This window comes from Pseudomonas sp. o96-267 (assembly GCF_003935465.1).
GTDB lineage: Bacteria > Pseudomonadota > Gammaproteobacteria > Pseudomonadales > Pseudomonadaceae > Aquipseudomonas > Aquipseudomonas sediminis.
This window is the reverse complement of sequence record NZ_RHQP01000023.1, coordinates 16,100-33,277: the sequence shown is the minus strand read 5'-3', so window position 1 is coordinate 33,277 and position 17,178 is coordinate 16,100. Positions and strand designations below refer to the sequence as shown.

Sequence of the window (17,178 nt, the reverse complement as noted above, 5' to 3'; positions counted from 1 at the left end):
CCTATCTCGGTGGCGTGCTAAAGGCCTGCGCTCAATCCTCCCCTTGGAGAGGCTGCATGGCGTTAAGGCTAGGTTTATAGCGAATCGCTGCGGCTTGGGCAAAATTTTTTTGCAGTGCAAAAAAGCTCTTGCGATCTTTTTTGTGCGGTGCAATATTATGCTGGCGCGGCAGCTCCATCATGGATGGCTTTCGCGTGTCAGGCCGTAGGTGGCCTTCCCCATTGCCAGGAGATCCGACCATGTCTTTTTTTGATTCGGAAAAACTGCAAAGCGCACAGAAAGCCAACCTTGACCTGCTGCAGCAGATCAGTGGCAAGGTATTCGAGAGCGTCGAGCAGCTCAGTCAGTTGCAATTCAAGGCGCTACGCGCTTCCAGTGGCGAGCAGTTCGACAGCTTGCGCAAGCTGCTGTCAGTGCGTGACCCGCAGGCCTTCGCCGAGTTGCAGGCGTCCTTCGCTCAGCCGGCAGCCCAGGCGGAGCGCCTGCTGGAGTTCAATCGCGAGGTGTACGATCTGGTCTCCAGCACGCAGGCGGATATCGCCAAGCTTGCCGAGCGCCAGGTCGAGGCGGGCACCAAGCAGGTGCGGGAACTGGTGGACGTTATCGCCAAAAACGCCCCGGCGGGTGCGGAACCGGCGGTAGCCGTGCTCAAGTCGGCACTGGAAAGCGCCGGCAGTGTCTATGAAAGCGCGCAGAAAGCCGCCAAGCAGGCAGCCGAGATCGCTGAGAACGGCATCGCTGCCGCCGCTTCCGCGGCCGGTCAGGCCACTCGTGAAGCCGGCAAGGCTGCGGGCGGGCGCAAGTAAGGCAGGGCGGCCGTGTCACGGACGGTGATGAGTTTCATTGCTCATCACCGTCTTTTTTCGTCTGCCTGAAATTGCCGGGTGGGATGCCGCCGAACATACCGAATAGGTTCTGGGTGCCCAAGTAGAGCTTCTTCGACTGTTCTACGTACTGGCTCATCATCTCCTGCATGACGGGCACCTGCTTGTGCATAAAGTCGCTCCAGGCCTGTGAGGATTGCACCCCGGTCTGGGTCTGGATTTCGATCACAGTCTGGATGCTCTTTTCCAGATAGTTGCCGAGCATGCCCTGGAATGGGCCATAGAAACGGATGATGCCCTTGAGCATATCGCTGGAGAAGAGCGGCTCGCCGTCGCTTTCCGCTTCCTGAATGATCTGCAGCAGGATGCTGCGAGTCAGATCCTCGCCAGTCTTGGCGTCGACCACCTGGAACGGTACTTCGTCGATGACCAACTGGCGGATGTCGGGGAGGGTGACGTGGGTGCTGGTATGGGTGTCGTACAAACGGCGGTTGGCGTATTTCTTGATCAGGCGTGGGGCTCTGTGGCCGTCATCGGACATGTGTAGCGTCTCATTATGAGTCGGAGTGTCTGTGGCAGGTATTATCTCAGGCCTCTCCCGGTGTAGATATATTGTTAATGCGGGGATAATTGGTTGTTTTAGTTTTTCGGATATAAGGCCGTAAGATATTCGCAGATACTTACTTGGGGCTGGCATCTACCGCCAGCAGAATCACTTCGCGCTGTATCAGTCGAGATGGCGTCTGAACCATATGCGGATCGTGATGATCCGCGCCATTTCCGACGTAATGGGTATCTACCGATTGTGAGCTCTTCAACTTATACCACCACTTCGTTCACTGTGAGTCGTTCACTGCGTTGCTTTCCGTCAGTCCTGCTGGTTCTAGTGCTGGCCGGGTGTGCAGGGGTCAAGGTCACGGCGGTCAGCAACAATGATTACCTGGCCCAGCGCCGCGGTGATGTGTTGACCACCGGCAACCTCAGTGCTTCGGCGGTTGCTGCCCTGCAGGTCGTGGGCAGTGATGAGAAGCGCTGCCTTGCTGACCTGCCGGCCTGCCGCGAGGCGCTGGACAGCACAACGGGGTTGCGTGACGAACAGCGGCTTTCCACGCTGGCCGAGCTGTGGCTGAAGGAAGCCCAGGACGGCGGCAAGGTGATGGCGGCGGAGGCCCGCACCGATGCCTACCTGGAGAGTGCCCGGTATGCCTACGCCTACCTCTTCCTGACCACCCGCACACCGAGCCAGCGCGCCCTGGAAGACCGGCAGACGCAGGTGCGCGACTACTACAACTTTTCGGTGCAGCAGGCGCTCGTCGAGGTCTTCGATCGCTACCGTGGACGGCCACCATCACCCGAGGACACTCAGGGTAATTTCCGCCTCAAGACCGGGCGCTGGACGATCGGCGGGCGCATGACCGATGTGAGGCTGGCCGATGACCGCCTGTTGCCGAAGGAGCTGATTCCGGCTGCGTCCCTGTCCTTTGGCGGGTTGCGCAACCAGTACCGTCGGGATGGACTGGGTGCCGAGTTGGTAGCGGTGACGGCCAAGCGCGTGGTGAGCAAGGGGAGCGATGAAATACCCTGGAGCGAAACCCCCTTCCCGGCGATTACTGCCGTGGCGCGCTTTCCCGGGGAGACCCTGGAGCAGGTGTTGTCCACCTATCAGGTGGAAGTGATCGGTTATGACCCCTACCGGCAGGATTCGGTGGACATGGCAGGTGTGCAGGCGCCCCTGGCGGCCAACTTCACGTCGGGCTATGGCCTGTGGCTGGCGCGTTCCGGGTTTGCCCGGCAGTCCCTGCTGACTCTGGTCGGACGCGGCGAAGTGTTGGAACGCCCCCATGTCTACCTGCTGCAGCCGTTCGATCCCGACCGGCGCATCGTGGTCATGCTGCATGGCCTGGCCAGCAGCCCGGAGGCCTGGATCAACGTGGCCAATGAAGTGCTGGGCGACGAGGAACTGCGCCGCAATTACCAGATCTGGCAGGTCTACTACCCGACCAACCTGCCGCTGGCCGTCAACAATCAGGCCATCCGCGAGGCCATCGAGCAGACCTTGGCGAATTTCGATCCGCAAGGCACGGCCAAGGCCAGCCACGATATGGTGCTGGTCGGGCACAGCATGGGGGGCGTGTTGTCACGGCTGATGCTGTCCTCATCGGGTGACCAGTTGTGGGATGCCATGCTGGGAAGTTACGGGATGCAAGGCGCGCGCCTGGAAAAAGCCCGGGCGAAGCTCGGGCCCTACCTGTATTTCGAGCCATTGCCTCAGGTGAGCCGGGCCGTATTCGCTGCGGCGCCACACCGGGGTACCCCGTTTGCCGAAAATCGCGTGTCGCGCTGGGCCGCAGGGCTGGTGAAGATGCCGGTGTCGATGTTGAACCGTTTCAAGGAGGTTGCCCAAGTGCTGGTTGACCCCAATGCGGCGGCACCGGTCGCGTTGGTGCGCCCCCTCAACAGCATCGACAACCTGAGCAACCAGGACCCCTTCGTCAAGGCCGCAGCCGACCTGCCCATTTCGCCACGAGTGCACTATCACTCGATCATCGGCAACTACACGCCAGACCTCGAGGTCCTGCTGTCCAGTGACGGCGTGGTGCCGTACGCCAGCTCGCACCTGGCTGGCGCCGACTCGGAGCTGGTCGTGCCATCGTGGCACAGCGTGCAGGAAACACCGCAGGCGATCATCGAAATTCGCCGCGTGCTGCATGAACACCTCACCGGCCTGGCCAGCCCCAAGGTGGCTACGGTACGAGCGCCATGAACGGGCTGTTGGGTCTTCTCCTGCGCAGTGTCCTCGCGCTGTCGTTTTTTCTGATCATGGCCTGGGGCGTGCTGGCGCTGTTCTACCAGACTGGAGGGCTGGCAACCTGGGTGCTGATTGCGGGCTGGTGCCTGCTTGGCTGCATTCTGCAGGTTCTGCTGTGGCGCGGGCGTCCCATACTGGCGCTTGTCGGTCAGGTGCTTGTCTTCGCCGCGTTGCTGGTCTGGTGGACAAGCCTGGAACCGTCAAACCAGCGTATCTGGGCTGGTGATGTCGCGCAGATGACCCAGGGCGAGCTCGTGGGCAATCAGCTCATCCTGCACAATGTGCGCAACTTCAACTGGCGCAGCGATGATGACTATGACGTTGCCTGGGAAACACGTCGCTACGATCTCGACCAGCTCGCCTCGGTCGACCTGATCACCTCCTATTGGGGCATGCCGGCCATCGCCCATGTTCTGGTTTCTTTCGGCTTCACGGATGGGCGTTTTCTGACGTTCACCGTTGAGGTGCGCAAGGAGCAAGGCGAGGCCTATTCGGAGATTGGTGGTTTCTTCAAGCAGTTCGAGTTGAGCATCGTCGCCACTGACGAGCGTGATGCCTTGCGCGTGCGCACCAACGTGCGCGGCGAAGACAGCTATCTCTATCGTATTGCTATGCCCGACGAGGCGATGCGTGCGTTGCTGCTCTCCTATGTGCAGCAGGCCAACGCCCTGGTCGATCAGCCGCGTTTCTACAACACCATTACGGCCAACTGCACCACCATCGTTTTCGACATGCTGCAGACGATCATTGGCGGACTGCCGGTCGATTACCGTTTGCTGCTGACAGGCTACCTGCCGGCCTATGTCATGTCGGTCGGTGGCCTGCAGGGTGGCTACAGCCTCGATACGTTGCGTCAGCACGGGCGCTTTACCGAACGGGCACGGATGGCCAACGATGCGAGCGATTTTTCCAGGCAGATCCGGCGCGGAGTGCCCGGCTGGGTGTCTCCCACCGATACCAGCCACAATGATGAAGGCAGAGACTGATGCGAGAACTTGAAGTGATGATTGGCCTGATCGGCCTGGGATTCCTGCTCCTGATGGTCGGCTACAGCCGGCGGGAACGGGACAGTGGTGTGCTGGTGATGGCCACAGGGATAGTGGTGATGTTGGCTACCATTGGTTACAAAATCTACATTGAGCTGAGGTAATGAACCATCCTGCACTCGTTGTTTGTTAGTTTTTGCAGCAGAGCGCCCGTTCCGTGAGCTTAAGTCGGGGCGGAGGCTCTCGATGGGGTATTGGTGAGCTAGTTTTGAATTTCGATAAAGTAGCCTGATGACTTTACCAATGGGTGATGTCGCTTGGGTTGCCACAACTATGTCGAACCGTCTACCGTCCCCGAATGAAGTGAATCCCTCACCCAGGCCACCCGGCCCCGCGAAGAGGTCCACCACCTGAATGGCGTGGTCGAGCTCACCTGTAGGGTCTGTGGGCGTACTATCGAAAAGATTCTTTTGGCCTTGAGTCATGGACATAGTCAGTAAGGAAGTCAGGTCTCGCATGATGGCGGGCATTCGGGGCAGCAACACGTCACCAGAAATGAAGGTCCGACGCCTGCTGCATCGGCATGGTTTCAGGTATCGCCTGCACCAGAAGGATCTTCCTGGAAAGCCTGATTTGGTGCTTTCTCGCTATCGTGTCTGCATTTTTGTTCACGGTTGCTTTTGGCACAGACACCCCGGATGTCGCTACGCTACTAGCCCCAAGACCCGGTTGGACTTCTGGCAGAGAAAATTTGACCAGAACGTCGCCCGAGATACCAGGAACAAGGCTGTGTTACTGGCATCGGGGTGGCGGGTGATACAGCTGTGGGAATGTGGGATACGTGCACCTGATGCCGAGATAATCTGGGTCTTGGATGCAATCCGTAATTCTAATCAAAAAACGGTCTCTTGGCCTGACCTCTCGACGGAACTTGCTCCATATCGCGGCGTGGTGACGTCATCCACACCGCATAGCCAGAGCCCGGCCCACATTCACCAGGTCAAGCTAGATCAACCGATTTCCGTTTTTGGGGTGCAGCGCGACTTGATCCACGTCCCGATATGGGAGCCAGAGCCCAGCGGGCACACCATCGAGAAAGACCACACCGCCTAAAGAATCGTAAGCCCAGGCTTATGTGTGTATTCCAGTGATGCTGACACCCAGCTCCAGCGATTGCGCCCTCGCACTGAGCCAATCGAACTCTCAACGCACCAGATGGCGCGCTAGCCTGCGGGGCGTACCTGAAACTCCGGGGCGGCTCTTCCTTTCAGGTGCAGATCCATCCAGCGCAGCAGGTAGTGAATGCTGAGACCACGGTGGCGCGCGTCATTACTTCCTCTAATAACGTGCCCCGCACCCTCGAATTGAATCAGTGCAGTGGGCACTCTCAGGTGCTTAAGCAACTTGAACATCAACTCGCTGCCTACGGATGAAGGCGTTCGATAGTCTCTGGTTCCACTCATGAAAAGCGTAGGCGTCGAGACGTCGAGCCCATGAGTTATCGGCGACCGAGCCTTATCCTTTTCATCCAGCCAGGGATATTTATCGGGGTCTGCCATGTCAGGCTGATCGCCCAAGAACCAATAGAGCGAATTATCCGCAACGCTACTGATCGAAACGGCAGCGCCGAATCGGTTCGTGTGGGTTATGGCCCAGTCCGTCAGGATCGCGCCTGCTGAACCACCTGCGATGCCGATTTTTTCTGCATCGATCTCATGGTGGGCAAGCACGTAATCCACGCCCGCCATCGTGTCATCATACTCAGGCCCTGGCCATTCTCCGGCGAGGCTGCCGGCAAAAACTTGGCCGTATGACATGCTGCCTCGCGGGTTCACATACAAGACGAAATAGCCAGCAGCAGCCATGGCCTGGATATCTCCGTCAAAAGCGCTGCTCCACCAGCTATATGGCCCGCCGTGCGCCCATACGATCAGGGGATACCTCTGCGAGGCAGTGAGCATCGGTGGCTGATGCAAGTAGCCATGAATTGTTTCGCCGCCTGGGCCTTCGTATGTGATTTCTTCAGGGGCAGTGAGCAGCAATTCATCTCGAATATGCCGATTGATCTCGGATATCTGCATGCCGGTACCATCAGCAACCTCATAAAGCTCAGGCGGGCTTACGAAGCTAGAGGCGACAGCAATCAGCCGATTGCTTTCCTGAGCTAGATGAAAACTCTGTACCACGTGGCGGCCAATCCATAGTGGCCGAACCTTCTGGGTCAGGATGTCCAACTCGATCAGATTGGCGTTGCCCGCGTCGCTTTTGATACTGATCAGTCGGCGATCATCCCGCCACATCAATCCATCACCGCCCACCTCACGGTCATAGCCCACGGTTATGTTGGTAGTTTCGCCAGTAACCATATCCATCACGAAAACATCATCTTGGGCGAAGTCCGACGGGGCTTCTGGATTGCCCATTGAAAAGGCGACCTTCGAACCGTTGGGGCTGAGGTAAAGCTGCGGAGCCGCTTCCATGTCTGTGCTGGTTCCCGGCACCTTGAAAGGCCTAACCACGCTCTGCTGGCCATCAATTAGGGCAACACTGCGCAAAGTAGACGTGCCTGCGCCGTAATAGGCTTCCATCGTATCGTTCGTGGTGAACAGGATAGAGCGGCTATCGACAGACCAGAATGCCAACGTGGCTGCTACAGACGCCTGCGTCAGCTGTCTTGGGGTCTGCGTGCCACAGTGAGAGTCGACCGCCACCACCCAAATTTGGGGCAAAGAGGCAGTACCGCCCCCTACTTCTTCAGATCGGAAATCGGCCCGTGTGATTATCCTGACCCCAGGCGGCGGCACGGGCGCCTGAGCGATGGCTACAGCCGAGGTGAAGGCAATGTTTTGACCATCAGGTGACCATCGATAGTCGTTAACGCCGTTCTCCAGATCGGTCAGTGAACAGACCAGGCCTCGTGTCAAATCCAGGACATGAAGCTGCGTCGCTCCCTCATCGGCTCGAAGGAACGCCAGCTTCGAACCATCAGGCGACCAGGCAGGCATGCTGTCATCATGCTGATCAGGGAAAAGTTTCGAAGCGCGTCGTTCCTTCAGACTCATCTTCCAGAGCGCGCCCTCCCGCTGATCGCCATCACCGTTCAGTTCGGTTACTTGGAAAATTAGTGTTGTCCCGTCGGGAGAAATGGCCAGCTCGCCGAGTTCTTTTACCCTGGCGATATCTTCGGTTTTGAATATCCGTTTTTCTGTGGCTTGTGTTGAAGCCACTAGGTGAGAAGTCGACATCAACCCTGCTATGCATATGGCCAAGCTGGCAAGCTTGGATGTTATCCAGACGTGGGCCATTGAGCACTCCTGGCTTCATGGCTCGCTGGTGAAAGAGCCGCTGGCGTAAAGCCTACCATCACCTGCAACCTGGGTGATCACCGCTATCGATGAGCGATGCCGTCCGCTTAAAAAACGAGGACTTAATGCAGGAGTTCGGAAGGTGGCTTGGCCGAACGTTTACTGGCCTTGCGCTGCATTACGTCAGCATCGGTGCAACCGAGATCGGCATAGACATTTTTGCTGCCTTCCTCAATCAATTGCGGTGACCTACAGGACGTGAGAGCAGACAGTTTAGTGCTTGAGGGATGGGTCAGAATCACCAGCAAAGTGGCTCACAATCACTGGAATGGAGGGACAGAACCATCAGCGCGAGTGGGTCAGAACCCCCGGAATAACGTGTCAGAACCTCAAGCGCCCACACCGTAAATTGACATGTCGCCAGGCATTAAAAGCTGATGCGCTGCACCCCAAATCGCAACGGCGTGCCGCCAAAGTGCTGTTAGCGCAGATCAAGCCTGAAGGGTACGTGGGGAGCAGCCTACTCACTGCGTTCATCCGCGCCTGGCGCGGTCAGCAAGGCATTGCTGGTGATACTGGTCAACGGCACAGATGATCCTATCAATTCCGTAGAGGGCGGAGACGTTGGCTTCTGGGGGATGAGCGAGCGAGGCTAGGTGATTTCAGCGCAGGTGAGCGAGAGCTACTTTGCTCGACTTGCTGGATATACACAGCCTGCACTAGTCCAGCGTATTCCGGCTTCCAGGTGATGCGAGCGAGCCCTAGCCTGAGCTATTCCAGTGGCAGGAGGCTAGGACGGCAAGTGTGGAGCTGGTGCCCATCCACGGTGGTGGTCACAAGGTGCCACAGCCATACTTCCCCGGCCCCAGAGTGCTTGGCCGCAATAGCTCATTCAATAGCCCCGAGCATGTCTGGAGATTTTTCATGCGAGCTATAGATCCCTGCGACTAGGGGCCACTCACAGCAGTCACGTGGCTACGACTGCGGAGCAGGTAGGATCTTGCCTGCTTGCCGTTGCTTCATCTCCGTATACCAATGGCCCCGGGTTGCGGCGGGAAATTCGATTGCTCCCAGAATGCGCCCCTGACCATATCGAGGTGGCTTCTGCGGCTGGCGAATGCTCGCCAAGACGGCGCTCTCTGCGGGGCGTACATGTGATTTCATGCCTGCGCCCAGTCGGCCATCACCGTACACGCTGATCGACGAGATGGACTGGTGCCCCATGATGTAAGCCATGCTTTCTGGGCTTTCTCCGGATGCTTTCAGAATTGATCCCATCTGGTGCCGGAAGCTTTTCAGCGTTGGCTGCTTTTTCCTCTTGGGCCAGAGGCGTCGGCACTCCTTGCGCAGGCAGTCTCTGATGGCGGTATTAGTGCGTGGGCACCCGGCCATCCACTGCGCGGCCCATTCCACCAACTTCAGCGTTCTTGGTTTGTCGATTACCAAGGTGCGGTCAGCGCCACGGTGCAGTTCAGCCGATTTCTTGCCTCCAATGATGTGCACGTGGTTGCCGGAGATAGTGATCGTGCGCATCTCGCATGGGCGTACACCGAGGCAATAAGCGAGCACCAGTGATGCGGCTTCGTCGAGATTGCCGCCTGCGCGCAGGTGCTGGTGCAGCAATTTAAAGTCTTCGAAGGGGACTTTCCGAATCTGCCCCGGCTTGGGCTTTTTCACTATCTGACTGCCTGGTGCCGTGACCGGGTTGACCAGCGCTCTGATGGTGTTTGCTGCCTCGATGTTTCGCCGGGCAAGCTGGTCATTCATTAGGGTGTTCTTGAGGGTGCTGAACGCATTCGGTCGATAGTCCGGTGCACAGGCAAGCAAAGCTGCGCAGATCTGCGCCGAAGATGGATCGTCCTCACCGCAGTGAGACCGATAAAAGTTTTGTGCCCGGGTTTGGTACCGCTGCAAGGTCGTAGGTTGCATCGCTGTCATCTCTCTTCTTGTTGTTTTGATGACAAAGCTAAGCCGCTTCGCGAACGGCGTTGTGTCAGCTCGAACTCCACTGAAACACTCCGCAGCCGCTCCGTTTTTCTCGTTACGTCCGAACTGCCTCAACGCCCCCTTACTCGCGGCGCGAGTAAGGGTTGCGCGCTCTCACTCACGCGACCCGCTTCATCTAAATTCAGCGTGCGCCGTGAGCAAAAGCGCGCGCAAGCGTTTTGTCATCAAAATCGAAGAGCAGCCAGCGCCATGGCGCTGAAAGGACGAGCCGGGGTAGCGCGAAGCGGTGCGTGGCTGGCGTGTCGAAATGGGGCATTCAAAAATGCTAGCCACGCAGTGGCGATTTGGTTATGAAAAAAGTCGCCGAAGTCAGTGTTTTCAAGGGTTGTAGCGATAATATAACCAAAAAAAGGAGTGCCAGTTTTGGCACGCTGAGCGCCATAACTGGCCAGCTCGGTGTCGGTTTGGGCCACTTTCAGCGCCGTATTGGGCACTCAAACTGCCGCTAGCGGCACGACCCCGAGTGTCGCAAAGTCATGGTGCGACATACACGGTGTATCGTTGCGACATGGCCAGCGTGTCGCAGCGTATCTGTGCGACAGTCCACGTGTGTCGCATAGGGGTTCCGCGACACTCACTGAGTGTCGCAGTGCCTCCTGCGATACGCAGGTCATGTCGCATCGGCTATCCCATCGCACTGCTAGTGCAGCTGCCATGGCTCTGGATACTCCATAGTTAGCATTCGATGCAGATAGTCATCCAGCGATTGCGCACCTTTTAAAATGTTGAAGCTGAGGATTACGTAGAAGCTGCCACTTAGCGTGTGCAGCACCCAAAACGGCCCCTCTCGCTCAGCCTGAACGATGGCTGATGTATGAATGTAGGCACCGTCACTGAAACGATCAGCTCTCACATGCCGGTAAGTGATCCCGTAGCCGCTTGATCCGCGAATATAGGCATCAGTCAGGTATCCGGTGACGGGTCTGCTGAAAGGAAGGTCTTCGACCTGCTCCAGCAGCTTCTGCAAGACTGGGTGTGTATACATGGCTATGTCGACAGATCAGTAAATGTGTTGGCTCGATCAGAAAATGCTCGCAACGGCGTCTGCGCTGACCTGGATGCGCGTGCCTGGTCCTAGAAGCAAGTAGGCTGTATTGAGCGTTCTGAAATGGAACTCCTCGTGATGGTGCAGAAGCGACGTTCGGACGAAGTCTCCGACATCCCACCGTCTTTCACTGTCGAAGATAACCGTGTGTGCATAGACCAGAGCAGGTTGTCGTCGGGTCTTTGCCAGTTGTAGGCGCTGGCTTTCAGTGACATCCAGATCAAGCCACCGCCAGTTCCGCACCAAGCAATAGCCGCCATAAACAAAATGCTGCCGTGCATAGGCCATGGCCTCAGTGTCGTTCATGCCACTGCCGCTCATCGGCTCGCCTGCTGAATACAGCAAGTCCGCCATTTCCCTAAGTGTGGCCATGGTCTAAGGCTGTTCGTGCTGAGCGCTGCTATGGTGGTGCTCCTCAAGCTCAATGCTGCACAACAGGGCCGCAAAGTCCGAGTCGAGCAGATGAATGCGCTGAGGGCGGGCATCCACGATGGATTTGATGATCGCGTCGACCCGTTGTGAAACAGGCATCTGGCTTGGCGATTTCGAGCGGTCATGCTGATAAATGATCGTGCTGAGCGAAGCGACGGCTCCACGCAACTGGTGCTCCTGCGCTTCAGCAATTTCAAAACCGTTTTTCGCACTGAATTGGTCGGAGAGCTCTTTGAGCACGGCTTTGCGGTTTCCTGGCTCAGCCTGTTGCGCTCGCCAGTTCAGAATCCGCTTCAGCACCGCAGGTGCTGCCGTTGCAGTTGGCGGTGTCGGCCCTGCCAGCGGTGTGGGCTCACCAAAGAAATGTGCGCGCAACTGATCGAGTCGCATGCGGGCGCCGGGGGAAACCTTGCGCGAGCTAAGGCTTTTCAGCCAGAACTCGAATTCCGACTGCGGCAGGCACAGCATTCGTTTCAGCAGTGGTTCCCCAGGCAGGGCAACGTCATGCTCGGTCGGGCTGTAGCGAGGGGGCTGCAGTTTGGCGGCTTGAGCATGCCAGTTAAGACCCATAGCTTCGCAAATGGGGCGTATCGGCCAGTAACGCTCATTGTCGCTGCTGATCAGACTTGGAATCGACAGTCCCTGGATTTTGATTTTGGTGGCGCGCATCGGATTACTGTCCTCCCGGAGCTGCATGGTTGGGGGAAGTGGCCGGTGGGTGTTGATGCTGTCTGCTGAGGATCTTGTGCATTGTTTGCGTGGCTTCATCAGAGTCCATCCACTTCAGCCATGTCTCGTAGACGTGGGGTTTGGTCTGTTGCAGCCTGGAAATCTTGTTGGCGCTAGCTTCAATGGTTCGGCAAGCATCTCGGAATTGCACGGCATCTGTTCTGCTATCTGAATCCAACTGGTCAAGAATCAGATCGATGAAGTCAGCAGATAGCTGCATTGGTAAGTAGTACAGCGGTGATCCTGAGTCGGGATCCTCTTTAATTAAGAGCTCGTTTTCCCAGATCGAAGCTGCAGCTTTAGCCAGGGTGGTGGGTGCGCTGAACGCGCAGAGCAGTGAGCCAAGTTCGATCTTGGTTTGCTGTGTTTTCTTGTCGATCAAAAACAGGATTTCCGAATTGCTCGATGGTGTCTTGGTGAGGGTATCCATGAATGGCTCCGTGAACCTTTATCCAGATAATCTGTAAATCAGATATCTGTAGATTAGATATACCCTTGCCGGATTGTCAAGCGTGAGGTGTACCCGTTGGAAAAGTCGGTGTATCGGGATGAGAACCTGGTGCTGCTCAGACTGCTAAAGCAGTGTCGAGTGGAAGCTGGTTTGACCCAGGCGCAATTCGCCCAAGCGCTGGAGCGCCCACAGTCGTTTGCTAGCGATATCGAGCGCGGCTTGCGCCGGATTGATCTCGTCCAACTGCGGGATATCTGCCACGCGCTGAACATCGGCCTCGTCGAATTCGTGCAGCGCTTCGAGACCGAGTTAGCGCGTAAGGACGCTTAAGGCTGGAGCAGATTTTCTGCTTTGCTGCGTTCGCATGCTGCCGCGTACAGCGCAGCCGCATCGGAGCACAGCAGCCGTAGTGCCATGATGCAGTCCAGAAGCAAATGGTTTTCCAAGGTGTTCAAGTCACTTGCACTGGAGAGTGCGTGGAGCATGCCGACTGCGGCGTTTTGGCGAAGCTGGGCTTCATCATGCAGTTGGCCGGAGGTGACGTCAGTGCGAACAGTGAACAGGCCATTAAACGCGTCGAGGGCTTGGGGCACTGAGTCGGTGGTGCCCGAAGGGATGTTGGTCTGCGGCATAGGGTGACCTCTAGAGTTTTAGAGAGGCCACCACCTTTCGCTTCCACACGAAGGGTGGCGGCTGCATGCGGGTGTGGAAGACCGAGACTCTAGGAACTCGGCGCGCCGAAGCGCCCCGCATGCAGCCACCATGACACAAGAATCCTCTGGCGCTGTGTTCCTGAAGCCAGGTCTGTCGACCCGCCCAATCACCCTATGCTGCCCGCAGAGGCCCTGCAAGGTGGCACTTTACGGGATATCGGCGAAAAAGGCTCTGACCATGAGTAGCCTTCAAGATGCTGGTAATGCCTAGATTTTGATGGCGGGGGATGTGATGCGGAGGGCGTCATCGGTGATGGCGGATGAAATAGCCCGATGAGCGGTCGTAAGACTGGCGCAGATTTTTTCTAACCGAGTGGTGGTGTGGTGGCAAATCCCTACCCCAATCCTACCCCAAGCCGAATTTCAGGCACAAAAAAGGGCTACGCTTTCACGTAACCCTTTGATTTGTATGGTGCCGGCACCAGGAGTCGAACCCGGGACCTACTGATTACAAGTCAGTTGCTCTACCAGCTGAGCTATACCGGCTAGGTGGGGGCGCCATTATAGCGATTGGTTGGGCGCTGTAAACCGGTTATGACCTGTTTCAGTTGCGCGTCAGCCTTCAGGGCACACGCTGCGGGGCACACGAATCCTCCGGGGCGGAATTTGGCAAAGGAAGCGTGATGTGTCAAGTTGCCATCGCCGCATGGCTGAGGTTTGGGCTCTATCCTTGAGAAATACCAGTGCCCGGAAGGATTGGCGAATCCTGAGTATAGGGGGCGCTCCATGATGCGCCGCGCCCACCTCTATCGTTTGCTTATCTCTGATTACGGCACTCGCCATAGCTCCGATAGCGGATGCTGCGAAGTTCATCATTCGAGTCTTCGAATACCATGATCTGGGGTACTACGCCGCAGTACTCGATGTTCGGGCTCTGATAAATGACTTTGGCAACATTCAGTTTCATGCTGTAGCGATAGTCCTGAATTTCAGGCACCGGCTTTCCGGTGCGCTCTGCGTATTTCTGAGCGATCTCGATACTCTTCTGTTCGATCTGCCTGACCTTGTCCTCTGGAAAGGACTGTGCGTAAGTGCTGCCAGCAGCCAGCAGAAGAGCGATCGGAAGGAGGCGTTTGAGCAGTTTCATGAGTAGGCCCGTTGGCTAGTGTTTAGCAAACATTAGCGATTCGTCCCTTACCCAGGCATTGCGCCAACATTACAATCGCGAAAGGGGCTGGCAGGTGAGGGCACCTGCCAGCGACTGACTCAGAATGCGTACTGCAAGCGCATGACGACGCCGTCGCCGCTATCATCACCGACCGAGTTACTGACCCTGTCGGTACTGGCCTTGATGTAGTTGGCACTGATCTTTACCGCGTCGTTGGCGTACCAGTTGACACCCAAGGTGTGAGCCTTGCCGCTTGCATCGCCGACTTGCCGCGTCGCGCTACTACTGGTCACGTTGTCATCTTCTATGTTGATCGAGTCGAATCGGTAGAATAACTCCCATGCGCCTAACTGTTTGTTGGCAGGTTTGATGGTGTCGAACTTGGCTCCATCGAGTTTATAGAGGCGCGGCTCACCTGTGAGCGTATAGGCCATCTGCACATAGTAGCCCTTGGCGTCTATATCGCTGCTAGCCTGATCGGCCTTGAGTGTGCGGCTAAGGTATTCGCCCTGAATCGAAAAGGCATTCAGTGCCCATGCACCTTCTACGCCCCAAACGGCATCGTCTTCCCAGAGGTCGGCAGTGGCCGCGCTACCACCGAACAGCGCACGGTTGCCGTTGGCGCCGGCACTGTTGCCACCGTTGGTATCGACGCCGCGCATCCCCATACGCGAGCGAATGCGAGTATCCACTGCACTGCCACTGAGGTCGCGATAGGCGTACTGCAGGCCTACATGCAGAACGTTACCCGGTTGGTTCAACGGCGCAAAAACGCCGCGAGCGTTGTAGCGTTTGACGCTGTCGCCGTCGGTATCGTTATTGTTCTCGCTGAAAACGCTGCCTGACAGGAACACGCTGTCAGCGAGTACGCTGCTGGCCTGTACGCCCATGCCCGAGTTGTCATTTGTCCATTCGGCCAGGTCGTATGAAAGGTTGCGTTCCAGGGCTGTCGTCCATTTGGAACTGGTAGCCTTTTCCAAGCCGAAGTCGGTGTAGAAACGCCCGAGCTTGATGTTCAGGGGGCTGAAACCAGTGTAGGTCACGCTGGCTTCATCGAAATAACCTGCGCTGTCGTTACCGGTGTTTCGTGACAGGTCATAGTTGACCTGGTACTTCCAGTCTTTGTAAGCAGTGCCACCCAATTCCAGATAGGCGCGACGGAAGTATGCCGCATCGGCAGCGTTGCCATTACGGGTGTAGTAGTCGTCGAACATCGCATAGTCGGCCTGTAGACGCCCACCGATCTTGAAGCTGAATGCCTTGTCGGTCGTCGCGACCTCCAGGCCACCTTTGGTCTTGATAACGATGTCAGCACCATCGGTGGTGACCGTGCCGGCCATTACCGAGAAGGCCGGCAGGCTTAGCAGAATGCCGAGTGCTAGTGGGGAGAGTTGGGTGCTTTTGATCAACATGCATGGCTCCTTATCGCCGAGTGCTGGGTGTTGGCGACGCGATGCTTTGCAGTTCGGGTGACGGTTATTGGTCTGTTTTGTGACGTTTTGATTGCGGGGTGTAGGCTGGTTCTGCCAGCCCAGAGTTGGCGGGTGTTGGGGCTTTTCGGTAATCGTCCGTGGGTGGTTTCACTTCAATTACCGTTTGGTGAAACCGCAGGCTGTGATGACCCCTACGCCGAAGGTAAGGGCGATCCAGCTAGACCAGCCGAAGTTTGAGTGCTCGGTGAGGGTCACGTTCCCGCATTACAGATAAGTAATTTTCCAGCAAGGCTGGTGATAGGTGGTGGTGAGTAGGCTTGCTTGCACGCAATCACTTCTCATCTGCCTTACATGATGCTTCTGGGTCACACATCGAATCGAATACCGGACGGCGCTTATGGGGGCTGCCGTGGCTGAGGTCGAACGGCAGGTGGCCAGAAGCTTCCTGACGACTGCGCGCTGTGCCAGTTTTAAGCAGGCTGCTCGCAGTCTGAACCTGCCTCCCATGGTGCTACGCAGGCAGTTGCAGCGGCTCGAGAAAACTGTTGGAGAGGCGCTCTTCGTGTATCAGGAGCGCGCCCTTGCTCTAACGGTACGCGGTCGTTCTTTGCAGGCAGAGCTGGCTGCCCAGTATCAAGATTTGCGGCCAGAGGCCGCGTTGCTTGAAAAACCCAAGCTTCGTTTGGCGTTACCCGACAGGGTGCTCAACGATATTCTGGGACGGCATCTGGTGGCCTTTCTGCGTAGGGATGCTGGTGTGCACCTGGAACTGATCCGCCAGGAACGTGGCCCGTTAATGCAGAGTGAGGTCATGATCTGGTTGGCCGATCCGAATCAGACTCGACCCGACCCAGGTTTCGCCATGACGCGACCGCAGCGTCTGGCCTGCATCGACTTTCAGGCGTGCATAGCCAAGCGCTATGCGCGTGAGCGGCGCCTCCCCGCCAGCCTCGAAGATCTGAATGACTACATGCTGGTTCAGCAGGCCGATATCCCGACATCGGCCCTGTTCTCACCGTGGAATGCTCTGGTGGACTCAAGGCGCAGCGCAGTGACGCGAGTGCATTCTCAGCAGTGGGCGATGGAACTGGTCAAGCATGCCGCCTGCGTTGGTCTGATGCCGAACTACATCACTCATCTCGATGCGAACCTGCAATCGCTACCCACCCTCTTCACGCAGCCCATGAGGCAATCGATCTGGCTGTCCTGCGCACCATTGTCCGCGCAGCGCGAGGACGTCGTTGGGCTGGTGGCGTTGATCCAGGCTGCGTTCGAGGAGCGGTGGCAGTGGTTTCTGCCTGATGACGGTCAGTGAAGCTACATGGCGAACTCGACA

Annotated in this window: 19 protein-coding genes, 1 tRNA gene and 2 pseudogenes; 9 read left to right on the top strand and 13 right to left on the bottom strand. The window is 57.2% G+C overall.

Going from position 1 to position 17,178, the window contains the following annotated elements; genetic code table 11:
* Positions 1–31: 31 nt before the first annotated feature.
* Positions 32–181, bottom strand: a complete 150-nt coding sequence (locus EGJ86_RS24995; RefSeq protein ID WP_153336801.1) for a hypothetical protein — start codon at positions 179–181, stop codon at positions 32–34.
* A 58-nt stretch (positions 182–239) separates the two neighbouring features.
* Between EGJ86_RS24995 and EGJ86_RS16170 the strand changes: the two genes are divergently transcribed.
* Positions 240–806: a phasin family protein gene (locus EGJ86_RS16170; RefSeq protein ID WP_003464225.1), complete on the top strand. Its 567-nt coding sequence runs from the start codon at positions 240–242 to the stop codon at positions 804–806.
* A 34-nt stretch (positions 807–840) separates the two neighbouring features.
* Here the strand turns inward: EGJ86_RS16170 and phaR are convergent, their stop codons facing one another.
* The gene (phaR, locus tag EGJ86_RS16165) at positions 841–1,365 is read right to left on the bottom strand and encodes a polyhydroxyalkanoate synthesis repressor PhaR (RefSeq protein WP_010563433.1); all 525 of its coding nucleotides are present in this window, start codon (positions 1,363–1,365) and stop codon (positions 841–843) included.
* A gap of 300 nt (positions 1,366–1,665) precedes the next feature.
* On the opposite strand from phaR, the gene EGJ86_RS16160 reads away from it, so the two are divergent.
* The 4 genes and pseudogenes from EGJ86_RS16160 to EGJ86_RS25650 form a co-directional block, all read left to right on the top strand.
* Positions 1,666–3,588, top strand: a complete 1,923-nt coding sequence (locus tag EGJ86_RS16160; RefSeq protein WP_231998077.1) for a triacylglycerol lipase — start codon at positions 1,666–1,668, stop codon at positions 3,586–3,588.
* The gene (locus tag EGJ86_RS16155; RefSeq protein WP_003464218.1) at positions 3,585–4,619 is read left to right on the top strand and encodes a DUF4105 domain-containing protein; all 1,035 of its coding nucleotides are present in this window, start codon (positions 3,585–3,587) and stop codon (positions 4,617–4,619) included. The genes EGJ86_RS16160 and EGJ86_RS16155 overlap by 4 nt, the downstream gene beginning before the upstream one ends.
* A complete protein-coding gene (locus tag EGJ86_RS25110; RefSeq protein WP_010563435.1) occupies positions 4,619–4,783 on the top strand; it encodes a hypothetical protein in 165 nt (54 codons plus the stop codon). Before EGJ86_RS16155 ends, EGJ86_RS25110 begins: the two co-directional genes overlap by 1 nt.
* Before the next feature lie 319 nt (positions 4,784–5,102).
* A pseudogene (locus tag EGJ86_RS25650) lies at positions 5,103–5,504 on the top strand (very short patch repair endonuclease); the annotation flags it as partial.
* A 338-nt stretch (positions 5,505–5,842) separates the two neighbouring features.
* Here EGJ86_RS25650 and EGJ86_RS16145 read toward each other — a convergent pair.
* Complete coding sequence (locus EGJ86_RS16145; RefSeq protein WP_003464215.1) at positions 5,843–7,924, bottom strand: S9 family peptidase; 2,082 nt, start codon at positions 7,922–7,924, stop codon at positions 5,843–5,845.
* Positions 7,925–8,013: 89 nt separating this feature from the next.
* Here EGJ86_RS16145 and EGJ86_RS24990 point away from each other — a divergent pair, with 89 nt between their 5' ends.
* The gene (locus tag EGJ86_RS24990) at positions 8,014–8,172 is read left to right on the top strand and encodes a hypothetical protein (RefSeq protein WP_153529665.1); all 159 of its coding nucleotides are present in this window, start codon (positions 8,014–8,016) and stop codon (positions 8,170–8,172) included.
* Between the two features lie 164 nt (positions 8,173–8,336).
* A pseudogene (locus EGJ86_RS16140) lies at positions 8,337–8,492 on the top strand (IS21 family transposase); the annotation flags it as partial.
* Between the two features lie 407 nt (positions 8,493–8,899).
* Here EGJ86_RS16140 and EGJ86_RS16135 read toward each other — a convergent pair.
* The 6 genes from EGJ86_RS16135 to EGJ86_RS16110 form a co-directional block, all read right to left on the bottom strand.
* Positions 8,900–9,862: a site-specific integrase gene (locus tag EGJ86_RS16135; RefSeq protein WP_003464213.1), complete on the bottom strand. Its 963-nt coding sequence runs from the start codon at positions 9,860–9,862 to the stop codon at positions 8,900–8,902.
* Between the two features lie 233 nt (positions 9,863–10,095).
* Positions 10,096–10,344, bottom strand: a complete 249-nt coding sequence (locus EGJ86_RS16130) for a hypothetical protein (RefSeq protein WP_125835803.1) — start codon at positions 10,342–10,344, stop codon at positions 10,096–10,098.
* A 227-nt stretch (positions 10,345–10,571) separates the two neighbouring features.
* Positions 10,572–10,898: a hypothetical protein gene (locus EGJ86_RS16125; RefSeq protein ID WP_045107818.1), complete on the bottom strand. Its 327-nt coding sequence runs from the start codon at positions 10,896–10,898 to the stop codon at positions 10,572–10,574.
* A 54-nt stretch (positions 10,899–10,952) separates the two neighbouring features.
* Entirely contained in the window at positions 10,953–11,282 is a 330-nt protein-coding gene (locus EGJ86_RS16120) for a hypothetical protein (protein WP_226342867.1), read from the bottom strand.
* 69 nt (positions 11,283–11,351) lie between these two features.
* Positions 11,352–12,077: a phage antirepressor N-terminal domain-containing protein gene (locus EGJ86_RS16115; protein ID WP_003464201.1), complete on the bottom strand. Its 726-nt coding sequence runs from the start codon at positions 12,075–12,077 to the stop codon at positions 11,352–11,354.
* A gap of 4 nt (positions 12,078–12,081) precedes the next feature.
* A complete protein-coding gene (locus EGJ86_RS16110) occupies positions 12,082–12,567 on the bottom strand; it encodes a hypothetical protein (RefSeq protein ID WP_003464199.1) in 486 nt (161 codons plus the stop codon).
* Positions 12,568–12,663: 96 nt separating this feature from the next.
* Here EGJ86_RS16110 and EGJ86_RS16105 point away from each other — a divergent pair, with 96 nt between their 5' ends.
* Positions 12,664–12,918: a helix-turn-helix domain-containing protein gene (locus EGJ86_RS16105; protein ID WP_003464196.1), complete on the top strand. Its 255-nt coding sequence runs from the start codon at positions 12,664–12,666 to the stop codon at positions 12,916–12,918.
* Here the strand turns inward: EGJ86_RS16105 and EGJ86_RS16100 are convergent.
* From EGJ86_RS16100 to EGJ86_RS16085, 4 genes are all read right to left on the bottom strand, one after another.
* Positions 12,915–13,220: a hypothetical protein gene (locus EGJ86_RS16100; RefSeq protein WP_038664426.1), complete on the bottom strand. Its 306-nt coding sequence runs from the start codon at positions 13,218–13,220 to the stop codon at positions 12,915–12,917. The genes EGJ86_RS16105 and EGJ86_RS16100 overlap by 4 nt on opposite strands.
* Before the next feature lie 491 nt (positions 13,221–13,711).
* A tRNA-Thr gene (locus EGJ86_RS16095) sits at positions 13,712–13,787 on the bottom strand.
* A gap of 271 nt (positions 13,788–14,058) precedes the next feature.
* Positions 14,059–14,388, bottom strand: coding sequence for a DUF2790 domain-containing protein (locus EGJ86_RS16090; RefSeq protein ID WP_125835802.1), 330 nt, complete (start codon positions 14,386–14,388; stop codon positions 14,059–14,061).
* Positions 14,389–14,507: 119 nt separating this feature from the next.
* Positions 14,508–15,749 (bottom strand): OprO/OprP family phosphate-selective porin, encoded by a 1,242-nt coding sequence (locus EGJ86_RS16085; protein ID WP_232531624.1) that lies wholly within the window; start codon positions 15,747–15,749, stop codon positions 14,508–14,510.
* Positions 15,750–16,251: 502 nt separating this feature from the next.
* On the opposite strand from EGJ86_RS16085, the gene EGJ86_RS16080 reads away from it, so the two are divergent.
* The gene (locus EGJ86_RS16080) at positions 16,252–17,157 is read left to right on the top strand and encodes a LysR family transcriptional regulator (protein ID WP_037020081.1); all 906 of its coding nucleotides are present in this window, start codon (positions 16,252–16,254) and stop codon (positions 17,155–17,157) included.
* Positions 17,158–17,178: the final 21 nt, after the last annotated feature.

Bases quoted from the DNA above. Each gene is read 5' to 3' on its own strand.
- EGJ86_RS24995 (WP_153336801.1), bottom strand. From the start codon at position 181: ATGATGGAGCTGCCGCGCCAGCATAATATTGCACCGCACAAAAAAGAT.
- phaR (WP_010563433.1), bottom strand. From the start codon at position 1,365: ATGTCCGATGACGGCCACAGAGCCCCACGCCTGATCAAGAAATACGCC.
- EGJ86_RS25110 (WP_010563435.1), top strand. From the start codon at position 4,619: ATGCGAGAACTTGAAGTGATGATTGGCCTGATCGGCCTGGGATTCCTG.
- EGJ86_RS16100 (WP_038664426.1), bottom strand. From the start codon at position 13,220: ATGCCGCAGACCAACATCCCTTCGGGCACCACCGACTCAGTGCCCCAA.
- EGJ86_RS16135 (WP_003464213.1), bottom strand. From the start codon at position 9,862: ATGACAGCGATGCAACCTACGACCTTGCAGCGGTACCAAACCCGGGCA.
- EGJ86_RS16085 (WP_232531624.1), bottom strand. From the start codon at position 15,749: ATGGCCGGCACGGTCACCACCGATGGTGCTGACATCGTTATCAAGACC.
- EGJ86_RS16145 (WP_003464215.1), bottom strand. From the start codon at position 7,924: ATGGCCCACGTCTGGATAACATCCAAGCTTGCCAGCTTGGCCATATGC.
- EGJ86_RS24990 (WP_153529665.1), top strand. From the start codon at position 8,014: ATGAGCGATGCCGTCCGCTTAAAAAACGAGGACTTAATGCAGGAGTTC.
- EGJ86_RS16090 (WP_125835802.1), bottom strand. From the start codon at position 14,388: ATGAAACTGCTCAAACGCCTCCTTCCGATCGCTCTTCTGCTGGCTGCT.
- EGJ86_RS16170 (WP_003464225.1), top strand. From the start codon at position 240: ATGTCTTTTTTTGATTCGGAAAAACTGCAAAGCGCACAGAAAGCCAAC.
- EGJ86_RS16155 (WP_003464218.1), top strand. From the start codon at position 3,585: ATGAACGGGCTGTTGGGTCTTCTCCTGCGCAGTGTCCTCGCGCTGTCG.
- EGJ86_RS16120 (WP_226342867.1), bottom strand. From the start codon at position 11,282: ATGAACGACACTGAGGCCATGGCCTATGCACGGCAGCATTTTGTTTAT.
- EGJ86_RS16110 (WP_003464199.1), bottom strand. From the start codon at position 12,567: ATGGATACCCTCACCAAGACACCATCGAGCAATTCGGAAATCCTGTTT.
- EGJ86_RS16115 (WP_003464201.1), bottom strand. From the start codon at position 12,077: ATGCGCGCCACCAAAATCAAAATCCAGGGACTGTCGATTCCAAGTCTG.